We start from the raw sequence: 12744 nt of genomic DNA, 5'->3' as shown, positions 1-12744 counted from the left end.
CTGCCCCCTGCTTTGCGGGGGGCGACCTACCCGTCTTTCTTTTCCTGGCGGCGCCTGATCATGGCTTCCATTTCGTCGTAGTCCAGACCGCCGTCGAAGTTCTTGTCGAGAAAAATCCACTTGAGCCCAATATTCTTGCGAAGTCGCTCCGGCATTTCACTGCGCTGAACTTTGCCATCAAGATTCTGATCCAGATATCCCACCCACTGGGAGACGCCTGAGCGCAGATCGTCATGAATCGGGGCACTGACTTTTTCGTCGGTCCAGGCGTAGCTCACAGAGCCGTAAAGCATCTCTTCTTCACTCTGCAGGCCCCAGGATACCTCTGCCTCAGGATCCGGGTTACCCGGATTATTGGCCGAATTATCGTAGATCGTTCGGTGCACAATACGCGTACCAGCGGGCACCTGCTTGGGCTCGACAAAATTGTAGGTGCGCTGCCAGTTAAAATCGTAGTTGGGCACTGAAAGAATCAGCTCTTCGCGCCCGTCCGGATAGATCAGTTCGAAAGTGGAGCTTTTGCCGCGATAGTGTGAGTGAGGGGTTAGCGCATACAGGGTCGCATCGTGATAAAAGCGCACCGTCGCTACTTCTTCATGATCAGCCGCGTGCGGCGGAATCAGAATCGCAGGGTTTACCACCACTTCCTGGCGCAGGAATTGCTCCGGAGCCTCTTTGGCAAAGTAGAGCCCCACTCGAGTCACATCAGTTGAGGCCTTGCCGTAAGGTGTGTAGTGCATCTGAAATGTATAGTAGGCCCCGGGGGGAACATAGACACCGGTGCCCTCAGGCATAAAGGCGCTCTCATTGCCCGGCGCATAGCCCATGATGTAGTTCTCGAAGATATCCTCTTCATCCGCGCGCTCCCCATCAATCTTCTCATCGACTGTACCCAGCAACACGTGGTGCACAGCCTGGGCATCGCCAGGTATAACCGTGGCCGCGACCACCCAAGCACCCTCCTTCAGCGGATTGGCCACCTGCGGGAACTGGTATTCAACCGTGCCGGTCGCCGGCACAGCGAAAGCAGGCACTTCAATAACGAGGTCCGGTTGCCCCAGGGTCCAGACGTTTTCCCGAGGCGGAACTTCTAATAATGGATCGGCACCTTCACCACGGGGGGCACCCGCTTCCAGCCAGGCCATCAGCGTTGTGCGCTCTTCATTCGACAAGCCCCCGTCGTGCTGCCACTCCCCCACGGCAGGATCCAGATGCCACGGTGGCATACGCCGGGTACGCAATACTTCGCGAATCATTGGCGCAAAGCCCTGAATCATCCGGTACTCAGACATCGCCCAAGGCGCAATTCCGCCTTCGACATGACAGGACGCGCACTTTTCGATCAACAAAGGCGCGATAGTTTCGCTATAACTGACCGCGGCCTGCTGCTCTGGAATATTTACAATACAGCCGGGAGACTGCATCTCGGAGAATGCTGGCGCGTCGCCTGCGATCATTGCATCGAGAACGTCCGCCACGTAATGCTGCTGGGCCTTGTCTTTCTGCCGCTCGTAATGCACGCGGTCATTGATCGCGCCGCGATACACAATGCGCCATGTCTTCGGGTCGACGACAATCACCTCAGCCGTGCGGGTCAGAGCCAGGGAACGCCCGATATCCTGAGTCTCATCCACCAGAATCGGGAAATCTATCTCCCACTCCGCTGCCTCAGCTGCAATACTCTCTCGATTGTCCTGCAGATTGCTGTTGATCATCGCGAACTGCACGCCTTGTGCCGCGTATTTGTCTCGCAAAGCTTTGTAGTCGGGCAGTGTTGAACGCACTATCTGGCAGCCATTGCCATGCACAATCAGCACAATGGCCGACGCGTCCTGATGATAGTGCATACGATGGGCTTGGCCGTGCTGGTCGAGCAAAACGAAATCGTCCACGCGCATGCTCTGGGCGCTGGCAGGCACCGCTAACACGACGGCGAACAGTATTAATAGGGCCGAAAAACGCGAGGGGAGCATGTTCATATCCTGATGGAGGGCTATGGGCACTAAATATACCCAAAACTCCATTTAACATCAGTGCATTACATGGATTTAATTCATTTCGGGCGGGCCTACAGGCCCTGCACTAGCTGCCATACCCCCCGCATCCCGAGGAAAGAAGTGACAACCGAAAACACGAGAATGGCGGTGAGGAAGACATTATCCAAGGCCGAATTCCTGTGCTCGCCCATCAGGTCTTTCCGATTGCCTAGATAGAAAATACAGGCCACAGTCGCAGGCAGGATAGTCGCATTGAATGCCTGAGAAACAATCATGACCAACACCGGCCTGGCTTCAAATATGGGAACCACCAGACCCAGCAGGGAGATCGGCAAAACAATAACGCGATACCGGGGCAGTGTCATATCCCGCTCCGTATTGTTGTAGTCACACAACAACCAGGGCAGCATCAACACATTGGGAAATTGCGATGACACTCCCGCCGCCACGATACCAAGCGCAAAAATACTCACAGCAATCGGCCCGGCGAGCGGCTCCAGCAGGGTAATCATCTGGGACGCACTCGAGAGCCCGATGCCCTCGGCATACAGCGTCCCGGCGGCAGCCGCCATGATGGACCCGCTGATCACAAACATCAGAACGACTGCCAGCAGAGCATCGCTGCGTTGCTGTCGAAGATGTTCTATCCCCCAGCCTGCCTCCTTTACCAACGTGGTGCGAATGATAAACAGGCCTGCAAATACCGTAGTTCCCACCATTGAGGCTATGACAAGAAAGGGCCCTTTCCCTGCATCCGCCGGCACATCCGGGAGGTTAGGTATAAGACCCATAAAAATATCGACAGGCGGCGGCATCAGAATGAAGAAATTCAGGATAAAGCAGCCTGCCATAACAGCCACGATGACTGCCAGGGAGCGCTCGAAAACCTGAGTCCGGCCTCCCCAGAAGATGAAATAAACCAGGGCAATAAAGAAGGCCGCGAACCATACAGGCGCAACTCCGCCGTCGACAACAGTTTTCGACCACTCGTAACAGATGTCCGCAACAATCCCCATCACGCCCATCACGCTACCCGCGACGCCGGCGGTGAGTGCAACGATAAAAAAGATACCGACAGCCGGGTGTATATACTTGCGGAACGCTTGCAGCGCAGTCTCTCCCGTCACAAGCGTGAATTTGCCATAAAGCGAAATCATAAAGAACGTGGTGAGACATGACGCGACGATAGTCCAGAGCAGCGACATGCCATACGTCGCCCCGGCCTTCGCCATCGCGGTAACGCTGCCAGTACCTATATTGAAACCCAGTAAGAATATTCCCGGAAGGAACAGTGCCAGGGCCTTGCTGAATTTCTCTCCGATCGATGGTTTCATAGGCTATTGGGTATCCAGTATTTTTTCCATGGCCTGCGCCAATGCAGCGTGCTTGGTCGATTCAACAAAGCCAATGGAAAAAGTCTCCACGGTATCCAGGTACTTCCCCTTCTCCCTACGCCCAAAACCGAGCACAGTCATATAGGGCCGGCTAACATAGTCGTCAGGATAGTCGTCATCCTCATGATGTAACACATAGAGCATGCGGGGCGAGCTGGCGTCACCGAAGGCCATCCACTCAGGCGCGGGCAGGTCACCGATATGGGATTCCTCGATGGGGTGACGTTCAGTATCGACAGATGCGTACCAGTAATCGGTTACATCCATTTCTCCGCCCGGAACCCCCTCATACTGCACCCAGTACCTGTAACCGGGACTGACCCTGCTCATGGTGAAATCACAGCGGTCGGCATAGAAGTCCCACTGCCCCTGCCACTTGCCGTTGTCTGAAGTAAATGTGATGCGAACATGCGCTGGGGATTCCACGTCCACAACCGAACTCGAAGGGTCGGTGCCAGCATTCATCGCATGAAAATAATTACCATCTTGCCGATGAATCGCGTTGGGAAAGCCACGGTATTCGCCTCTCCAGCCGGACCCGGGCTGGGCGTGAAATCCCAACCAATCCACGCCGTCCCTATCGAGCACACTCGACAGGCCTCCTCCCTCTTTCTCAAGATAGTAGGTCGCCGCCGGCGTGGTGACGATATAGGCAGAACCACCGCCCGCCGACTCATCCGTGCCATGGTCAAGTTCGACCTGAGCCAGCGCCGATACAGTTTGGAAAGTAAATAGACCCATAAATAGCAGCAAAAACTGTTGCTTCATCGAGCACTCCTCTTCAGCAGAACGCCCACCGTCCCTATGGCCATGGCACAACACAAAAATACGAACCTTCCCCACAGTGGGTTGGGTATCAAGGTCATCAGCAATACGCCCAGGGCCATAATAGCGACCATGGTACCCAGTTTGCTGCGCTGCTGACGGTCGTATTCGTCCTGAGCATCATCGGCAATCACTGGCGTTTCCCAATCGACAAAGAAGCTCTCACGCTGCTCGACATAGCGATCTCGCTCTTCGGTATAGAAAATTGAGGTCAGGCAGAAAAATCCCGCTGTTACAAAGACATGTGCAGCGAGCGTTAGCATGAGCTTAACGTCAGAGGCTTCCCGGGAAGTGAGTTCACCCATGCCCGCAATATCCGCGAATGTCTGGGGCACAAACACTTCACTCATAAACCACGATACAGACAGGCCCAACAGCACGGTCACCCAGGGTGCCCATGATGGCGTCTTTCTGACAAAGAGCCCGACGATTAACGGAATCAGCAATGGCACCTGCACCATAGCCGACACCGACATCATCAGGTCGAACAGACTGAGTTCCTTGAGTGATTTAAAAAACAGGGCCATGGCGATGACGATCAGGCCACTGCCAAAGCTAACGAGGCGGCTCCAGCCAAGCAATCTTTCGTCGGCGACCTCTCGGCCTCTTCTGAGCTGAAAGGGCTGGTAGACACTGCGGACAAAGATGCCCGCATTTTTGTTCAGCGCTGAATCCATCGACGACATGGAGGCGGCGAAAAGGCCGGCGAGAAGCAGACCCACCGTACCAAGCGGCATGGCGTTCCGGGTAAACACGAGGTAGATCGCATCGCCAGCTTTGTTCCCCATTTCAGGATACGCCGCTGCGGCATCGGGATACAAAATGGCAGATGCCCAGGGCGGAATAAACCAGATAATGCTCCCCACGCCCATCAGGCCCATCGCCAGCAAAGACGCTTTGCGCGCGTTTTCCGAGTCTTTCGCGTTGAGAAAGCGAAAGGAATCATTGAGATTCATGATGGTGATGAGTTGTTTCGCCAGGAAGAACACAAACGTGCCTACGAGCAACAGCGGATAATTCATATCGGGGCCCAACATGAAGCCGGACGGGAAATTGGTAACCAGTTCCACTGGCCCCCCAACCTTAACCAAAGCAACGATCGCACAAGCTATCGAGACCACGGCCACCACGAGTGTCTGGACAAAGTCTGAAGCGACAACGCCCCAGGCTCCAGACATTACCGATACAAAGACCACGGTCAGGCCGGTAATGATAATGGTAAGCCCGATATCAGCATCAAACACCGCGCTGGCGAATACGCCCAACGCATTCAGCCACACACCGGCATTGATCAGGGCAAACACGATCAATGCCCAGGCGAAAAACAATTCGTTCTGGTCGCCGAACCGGCGCTTGATTGCCTGCGTGGGAGTATCGACCCGCATTTGGCGGAAGCGATGGGAAAAATAGGCCCAGCCACAGAAATAGGAAAACGTATTGGCCAGAAACACAAGGCAGACAGCAAAACCATCGGAGAAAGCCTTACCCGCCGCGCCGGTGAAAGTCCATGCCGAAAATTGCATCATGAACGCCGTGGAGCCCACCATCCACCAGAGCATGCGACCGCCACCGCGGAAATAGTCGCTGGTGGACTGCCTGGCCATGCGCTTGAATGTGAAGCCGATCCCCACGATGAGTAGGAAGTAGCCCCCGATGACCAAATACTCGTAGATCATTCGCTAGTTCAGCCGGCTGACGTCAACCCAGTTTCTGTTCTCCCGAATCATGTCGATTAACTGCTGGTACTGTGCGCCCTCCCTGAAGGTCTGGTAAGGCGCTACGGGCTCACCCCGAACGTCTTGCAACAGCTCGCGAATCAGATAGCTCCAGTTGCGTTCAGTATCACCTTCAATATGGGGGATGTCGGCTGAAATCTCTTCTGGCAGCGGCTGTTCACGCCACTCGCCATCCTTGCCATAGAGAAACAACGGGCCCGCTCCATAGTGCCCTTTGATATAGATCGCACCCTCGCTCCCATAAAAGACAATGTGATCTTCGTTGAAGCGGGGTTGCAGGCCCCCATGCCTGAACATGACCGACACGGGTTTTCCGGCGTACTGGCTTTCCAATTGTGCGAGGACCGTATAGCTCCACTCGACGTTGGATTCGCCCCACTTCAACTCCGGGTCATCAAGATTTTCAGGGATATGCTCACGCCGGGTTTTGAAGTTGTGGACACCCTCAACGATGGGCGCCCGCTCAAGATCATCTCGAACTTCTCCCATGATGGAGAGAATTTTCTCGCCCACGACGGACGTCACAATTGAAAGCTTATGGGTGAAATTATTGTTCAAGCGGCCGCCACCATGCTCGGCTCGATGAGACCAACCGAAGGGGATGTCACGCTCCAGATTAAAGTGCGAAATACACTCCACCTCCAATGGCTCGCCAATAGCACCCGCAGCAACCAGCTTTTTTGCGTGTAAGACTTCGGGCATATAGCGAAAGCTCGCAGCGAATGCCGTCTTTACACCGCTCGCCTCAGCCAGGTCGGCTAATTCTTTAGCGGTAGCGCCACTCTCGGTAAGAGGCTTGTCACAGAAAACGTGGCAGCCCTGTGCGATAGCCTGCTTGATCGGCTCCACGTGCGCGCCACCGGGAGTCGCGATGGATACGATGTCCGGCTTACAGTCGATCAGCGCCTGCTGCCAGTCAGTACCACCGTAGGGTATGCCCATTTTTTCAGTAACTTCGCTGACCACAGCGGCCGTGCGGCCTACCATGCCAACGACTTCTGCACCGCCAAACCGAAACGCATCGGTATGGCCCTGACCGGCAAAACCAGTTCCGTGTACCAACACTCTCAGTTTCTGGCTCATGTGGGTCTCTGGTTATTTTTGGATTGAACCGCCTTGTTCAAAGTAACGATAGGGCCCCTGCCAGGACCACGTCTTACCATCAATTACTACGCTGTGTTGCTCATCCTCAGAGGAACTCTGGGTGGCGAGTACAAACAGAGAGGAATAGCCATTGATATCGGCAATTGAAATAGCCGTGTAATTGTCGTCGTCGTAAACGATCGCCAGTTGCTCGACTGCCGTGCGCGATTCCAGCGCCAGCTCACTGACCGGGCTGTAACTTCCGTGAGGCTCAATGATAGTGGCAAATACTGTTCCCGCGGTCGCCGGTCGGCGCAGTATAAGCACAGGGTCTCTGCGCAGGTTGAAGTCAGGGTCATTCGCACCGACTCTGGCCATAAGCAACTGGTCGTCGGCTTCAGTCGTCGCGGTCAGCGAGTAGAAACCATTAGGGCCGAGCCAACTGAACTTGGCATTACCTGTTTCAGATTCGCCCTGGGCTTCAAGATACAGGTGCTGGTAGCCACTGCTCTCTCCCAAGGGTTCGAGTACACGCGGATTTGAGTAGGCAAAGTTGGTCTCCAACAGCTGCCCCAGATAATAGTAGGGCAGGTCGTACTGTTGCTCCACATCGGCATCGACTTTCCACAGATCCAGTAAAAACGGCTCCCTGAACTTCTCATTCTTGATCAACGCAAGCGTGCGCAACTTTCGTGTGCCGGGATAAGCGTTGCTCTCCGAGGCGCTTACGATCTGAATATTTTCATTGCCAGCATCGAAGAAATGGAGCTCCGAATGATGTTGGCTACCGGTCTCGTAGTCGCCACCGAAGTGCGATGTTTCATTCACGACCAATGTATTGTGTGCGATCGATTGCTTGGCCCAGGAAGCGTTCTCCGGTAGATAATTGCCGCCGCCTTTCTGGCCGATATTGACGAAGCGCACCAGACCGTAATCCTGCAGCACCTCCTCTCCTTTATCGAACATGGAAAAAGACAACTTGTCATAGTGGCCATGACTAAGTCCCTGTGCGGCATATTTGAACACAACCGTCAGATCCTCGCGGCCCGCGCGCAGCACTGCCACGCCGCCTTTCTGGCCCTGAGGGCCATCAGACAGATTGACCGATGTCTTGATAAACGGTTCAGCTTTTCCGGCAGCAATTCCCATGGCAACTGACAGCCCGGCCTGGTCAAGCAATACCTGACCCTGGGCCTCCGCAACACTCAGCAACTGTGGGTTCTGGCCACCGTAGTGGTAAGCGATGTTAACCGCCGTGACCAGCTCCGCAGAGTGATAGGACATGCCCTTCTGAGCGTCATTCAGAGGGAAAAATTCTCCATCAGAGTCGGTCAGGCTCAACAAGGCATCAACCGCTTTCAGCAGTACGTTTTCCTTGTATTGAAGCGCTTTAAGCTCAGGCTTTACATTGTGTAGTGCAATTCCGAACACCAGGAACGGGTACATGGCATAGCGCTGGTAGTACGGCCCCTCTGTGTAGTAACCGTCTGGCGAGAAGGGATCTTCAAGATTGGCGAGAAAACCAGCTTTCTGCCCCGCCACCTTGATAAAGCCACCGTCATCGTCTTTAACGCCGAGTTCAAGGCCGTCATCAGTAAGGCCGTACAACGCACGCTGCAACAACTCGTCGTCGTCCATCGCCAGCGCAATCATGCCAACTGCAGCGTTGCCCCAGGTACTGTGATTGTGAATGCGATTGTAGAACTGTGGATTTTCTACAGAGATAAAGTCTGCAACCACGCGAAAGAGGTTGTTCTCCAGGCGCTCGCGATCTGCAGCCGGTAACCAGGTGTAGATGGTGTCATACGCTTGCGCCATGTAAACCAGCCAGACACTCTCGTTCAGGCATTGCCAGAATAACTTGCCGCGCGCATAGGAGCGTTCCATCGGATGCAGCGGCAGGCCGCTATACATCGCTTCATATTCAAACAGCATATCTCGGACATATTGGGCGTAACGCTCCTCGCCCAGAATCTGGTACAACTGCCCGGCTTGCAGCGCCATCAGGTAATTGCGTTTATGCCGTTCATGGGTGTAGCCACCGGAAAAATCTTTCGGCACTGGGACATCGATGCCAACGGCCATTTCCGCATCGACATCTTCCTTGACCTTCGCCAGAGAGGCATCGAACAAGGGTACGGAACCAAACTCGTTTCTTATCTCTCCGACGCCTTCTGCGGTCAGGATAAGTCTGGGATATTCACCGGGAGTAGGACGAAAAAATACCGCGAGCAGGAGAAGTATCAGCGCGGGTAAAGCAATCTTAAGCATATTCATGGTTGGGTCACTACGGCATAGCCGACACTGGAATAATGGCGCCTCGGTGTTGGATAACCACAGAGGCAAGGGCATGGCCTGCACTCGCAGCTTCAGAGACGGAGTGCCCCTTCATACGAGCTGCAAGATAACCAGCATTGAAAGAATCGCCGGCAGAAGTGGTATCAACGACCGTTACTTTATTGGCCGCCACCAGTTCCATTGTATCGCCAGCCACCACCAGACAACCCTGCTCACCCATTTTGAGGGCGATTTCATCAACGCCCCAGGACTGGAGCCTCTGAAGCACCTGACCCTGATCCTCGTCGCCGAAAATCTGCTGTTCGTCTTCGATAGTAGGGAGGGCAATATCCGTTTGGGCGTACATTCGTTTGTACGCCTCGCGCGTGACCCCGATATCCGGCCAAAGCTTTGGACGATAATTACCGTCAAAAATGACCTTGCCGCCGCCACTACGATACTGCTCGAGCAGACCAAAAAGACGCTCGCGACAAGCCTCATCGTAGATGGCAAGTGTGATACCTGAAAGACAGACATACGCGTGATCTGCCAAACTCGCTAAAAGCTCGGACGCCTTTGTCGAATCGTCCAGCAAGCGACGCGCCGGCGCATTATCACGCCAGTAGTAGAAAGAGCGCTCACCGCCTTCGTCCGTCTCAATCAGATACATGCCGGGCACTGCGTTCGCCTCGGTAGCGATAAGATCACAACCCACGCCTTCGGAACGCCACTGTGCGACCATCCACGCACTCATGGGATCGTCCCCCAGAGCCGTTACATAGTCGACAGCGATACCCTGGCGGGCAAGATAGACCGCCGAATTCAGCGTGTCGCCGCCATAGGAGAGATTCATGGGCAGCGAGCTGCCCGAGTGTTGTGGGGACTGCGTGCTGAGTTCCAGCATGCACTCCCCGATCATACCGATCGTCGGTCGCATAGCGATTTACTTAGGCAGCAATCAGGAGAACGCGAGACCGCCGTTCACATCGATGTTGGTACCGGTCAGGAAACCAGACTCATCTGACGCGAGGAAACTCACGGTAGTGGCAACCTCCGCAGGATTACCTTCACGGCGCAGTGGGGTGTTCCCGGCCACAGCCTGACGGCCTTCAGGCTTGCTGAAGGTATCGTGGAACAAGGTGCTGATCATGCCGCAACACAGAGAGTTCACCCGAATGTTCTTCGGGCCCAATTCTTTGGCCAGTGACCGGGTGAAAGTCATTACCGCACCTTTGGAAGTAGCATAGGCCGTTGCCCCTGGGCCACCACCATCGCGACCCGCCTGTGAGGCAAAATTCACGATCGAGCTACCTTCGGGCATATGCGGAACCACAGCCTTGGTAGCGAGGAAGGTCGAATTCAGGTTGAGCTGGATAACATGGTTAAAGAAGTCCAGATCCATTTCATCGAGGGTCTTGCGAGCAACCATACCACCAGCCACATTCACCAGAATATCGATATTGGAGCCAAAGGCTTCCTGGGTTGCCGCGATCATGCCATCCACATCAGCGGGAGAAGTCATATCGCCCTTGTAAAGAATCGCTTCTCCACCGGCGGCCTTGATTTCAGCCAGAGTTTCCTCGGCCTTTTCCTGACTGCCATAGTAGTTAACCACTACCTTTGCACCTTCCGCAGCCAGCTGCAGGGATACCGCTTTACCGATATCTCTTGCACCACCTGTAACTACTGCTACTTTGTTCGCGTGTTTCATAAGCTTTCTCGTCTCTTGATAAATTAGTTTTCAGTAAGCCCGACGTGTTCAACTCGTCGGCCCAGTGTTCTTTCAGGCTTTCGGCCTGAGCGGTTCAATTTTCGGACACAAAATCCATATGGCGAGCAAGGCGGTGACGGCCAGCCCGGCGCCGATTACGAAGGCAGGCGTATAGTTGCCCCCTGAGGTCAACCAGGGCACAAGTGAAGTCAGTGCCGCTGCGCCCAGTTTCGCGGCCATACCAGCAAGACCAGCCAGGGTGCCGACTGTTTTGCCGCCAAAGAAGTCACTGGGCAGGGTCTGTACATTACCGATCGCTGTCTGGAAACCAAACAGGATGACAGCCATCAACAGCACTGCATTCACCGGCTCACCCGGGTCCGCCATTGCCAACAGTGAGGGCAGCATAATGAAACAACCCAGGGTGATCACAACTTTGCGAGTGCGATCTACGGTCCAGCCAGCCTTAAGTCTATTCTGCGCAAGAAGGCCTCCAAACCAGGCGCCAAACATCGCGCCAACATAGGGAACCCAACCGTAGATGCCGATGGTTTTGACATCCATGCCGTACACTTCGGACAGGTAAATAGGAATCCAGAATACGAACAGCCACCAAATAGGATCGATGGCGGCAGAGGCGATGATCACGCCCCAGCTCTGCTTCCGTGAGAGTAATTCCGAGGTGTTCGGATTGTATCCGTCACCGTGACTGGTGTCGTCGTCTTCGACAGTATTTTGCTGACCTGAAAGAATGTACTCACGCTCTTCATCAGTAATCCACGGGTGCTCTTTGGGCGGCGCCTTAACGAGCACCAGCCAGGGGATCAACCACAACAGACCGGCTATGCCGACGAGCACGAAAATGGCCTTCCAACTGAAGTAAACTGTGAGAAAAGCAATCAGGGGGATCGAAATAATTCCGCCAATAGCCGCTCCCGAATTAAAGATACCCTGCGCGAGCGCGCGTTCCTTGGTTGGAAACCACTCAGCATTACCCTTGGTCGCACCTGGCCAGTTTCCCGCCTCTGCAACGCCGAGAATCGCGCGGAAAATACTGAAAGTTACGATACCGCGCGCAAACGCATGCGCGGCGGTGGCAAGGGACCAGATACCGATGGACAGCACGAAGCCTATACGGGTACCGACCCAATCAAATATCTTGCCGAAGATGGCCTGGCCAAACGCATAGGAGAATACGAACACCACCGAGATAAACGCGTAGATTTCCTTGCGTTCAGTTTCGGTTTTATCCGGATAAAGATCTGCCGAAATGGCGGGCCACAGTACGTTAAGCGATTGCCTGTCGATATAGTTAATAATGGTGGCCAAAGCAATCAGCGCAATCACCCACCAGCGGAGGTTCTTCATTTTCATTATTTTTCTTCCCCGAGAAAGTCTTCCCGTTTCGGGCTGAATACGTCGATCAGGACGCCAGCTTTCTTACATACTGCGCCGTGAGGGATATTTGGCTGCATAAAGAAGCAATCCCCTTCGACCAGTGTTCTTGTTTCATCACCTACTGTGACATCGAACTCGCCCGCAGCCACGTAAGTCACCTGCGAGTGAAAGTGGTCGTGCAGGTAACCCTCACTCCCTTCCTCAAACCAAACTTTTACCATCATGATTTGGTCATTAAACCCGAGAATCTGGCGAGTAATCCCCTCCCCCAGATCTTCAGTAGGCGTTTCGGCCCCCATCAGGAAAGCTTCTGTCTGCATATT

10 protein-coding genes are annotated in these 12744 nt (G+C 54.3%); all 10 read right to left on the bottom strand.

Annotated features, from left to right (window positions below; all coding sequences use genetic code 11):
* Nucleotides 1–26 precede the first annotated feature (26 nt).
* The 10 genes from EY643_RS05760 to EY643_RS05715 all read right to left on the bottom strand — a co-directional run bounded on the left by EY643_RS05760 (nt 27) and on the right by EY643_RS05715 (nt 12741).
* A complete protein-coding gene (locus tag EY643_RS05760) occupies nt 27–2003 on the bottom strand; it encodes a redoxin domain-containing protein (RefSeq protein ID WP_240732834.1) in 1977 nt (658 codons plus the stop codon).
* A gap of 65 nt (nt 2004–2068) precedes the next feature.
* Nucleotides 2069–3331, bottom strand: a complete 1263-nt coding sequence (locus EY643_RS05755; RefSeq protein ID WP_152661298.1) for an Nramp family divalent metal transporter — start codon at nt 3329–3331, stop codon at nt 2069–2071.
* Nucleotides 3332–3334: 3 nt separating this feature from the next.
* Nucleotides 3335–4159, bottom strand: coding sequence for a hypothetical protein (locus EY643_RS05750; RefSeq protein ID WP_152661297.1), 825 nt, complete (start codon nt 4157–4159; stop codon nt 3335–3337).
* A complete protein-coding gene (locus tag EY643_RS05745) occupies nt 4156–5892 on the bottom strand; it encodes a sodium:solute symporter family transporter (RefSeq protein WP_152661296.1) in 1737 nt (578 codons plus the stop codon). The genes EY643_RS05750 and EY643_RS05745 overlap by 4 nt, the downstream gene beginning before the upstream one ends.
* A gap of 3 nt (nt 5893–5895) precedes the next feature.
* Nucleotides 5896–7035, bottom strand: a complete 1140-nt coding sequence (locus EY643_RS05740; RefSeq protein ID WP_152661295.1) for a Gfo/Idh/MocA family protein — start codon at nt 7033–7035, stop codon at nt 5896–5898.
* A gap of 12 nt (nt 7036–7047) precedes the next feature.
* On the bottom strand, nt 7048–9312 hold the full coding sequence (locus EY643_RS05735) for an alginate lyase family protein (protein WP_205743160.1): 2265 nt from the start codon (nt 9310–9312) through the stop codon (nt 7048–7050).
* A 10-nt stretch (nt 9313–9322) separates the two neighbouring features.
* Nucleotides 9323–10249 carry a sugar kinase gene (locus EY643_RS05730; protein ID WP_152661294.1) on the bottom strand — a complete coding sequence of 309 codons (927 nt, stop codon included), beginning with the start codon at nt 10247–10249 and terminating at the stop codon, nt 9323–9325.
* A 21-nt stretch (nt 10250–10270) separates the two neighbouring features.
* Nucleotides 10271–11023, bottom strand: a complete 753-nt coding sequence (locus tag EY643_RS05725; protein ID WP_152661293.1) for an SDR family NAD(P)-dependent oxidoreductase — start codon at nt 11021–11023, stop codon at nt 10271–10273.
* A 72-nt stretch (nt 11024–11095) separates the two neighbouring features.
* A complete protein-coding gene (locus EY643_RS05720; protein ID WP_152661292.1) occupies nt 11096–12397 on the bottom strand; it encodes an MFS transporter in 1302 nt (433 codons plus the stop codon).
* A complete protein-coding gene (locus EY643_RS05715) occupies nt 12397–12741 on the bottom strand; it encodes a cupin domain-containing protein (RefSeq protein WP_152661291.1) in 345 nt (114 codons plus the stop codon). Before EY643_RS05715 ends, EY643_RS05720 begins: the two co-directional genes overlap by 1 nt.
* Nucleotides 12742–12744 lie beyond the last annotated feature (3 nt).

Source organism: Halioglobus maricola (genome assembly GCF_009388985.1).
Taxonomy (GTDB): Bacteria; Pseudomonadota; Gammaproteobacteria; order Pseudomonadales; family Halieaceae; genus Halioglobus; species Halioglobus maricola.
The sequence above is the reverse complement of the archived record's forward strand: the minus strand, read 5'-3'. Positions and strand labels throughout refer to the sequence as shown.

Coding starts and splice junctions, on each gene's coding strand:
- EY643_RS05735 (WP_205743160.1), bottom strand. CDS start 9,312: ATGAATATGCTTAAGATTGCTTTACCCGCGCTGATACTTCTCCTGCTC.
- EY643_RS05730 (WP_152661294.1), bottom strand. CDS start 10,249: ATGCGACCGACGATCGGTATGATCGGGGAGTGCATGCTGGAACTCAGC.
- EY643_RS05715 (WP_152661291.1), bottom strand. CDS start 12,741: ATGCAGACAGAAGCTTTCCTGATGGGGGCCGAAACGCCTACTGAAGAT.
- EY643_RS05755 (WP_152661298.1), bottom strand. CDS start 3,331: ATGAAACCATCGATCGGAGAGAAATTCAGCAAGGCCCTGGCACTGTTC.
- EY643_RS05725 (WP_152661293.1), bottom strand. CDS start 11,023: ATGAAACACGCGAACAAAGTAGCAGTAGTTACAGGTGGTGCAAGAGAT.
- EY643_RS05750 (WP_152661297.1), bottom strand. CDS start 4,159: ATGAAGCAACAGTTTTTGCTGCTATTTATGGGTCTATTTACTTTCCAA.
- EY643_RS05720 (WP_152661292.1), bottom strand. CDS start 12,397: ATGAAAATGAAGAACCTCCGCTGGTGGGTGATTGCGCTGATTGCTTTG.
- EY643_RS05745 (WP_152661296.1), bottom strand. CDS start 5,892: ATGATCTACGAGTATTTGGTCATCGGGGGCTACTTCCTACTCATCGTG.
- EY643_RS05740 (WP_152661295.1), bottom strand. CDS start 7,035: ATGAGCCAGAAACTGAGAGTGTTGGTACACGGAACTGGTTTTGCCGGT.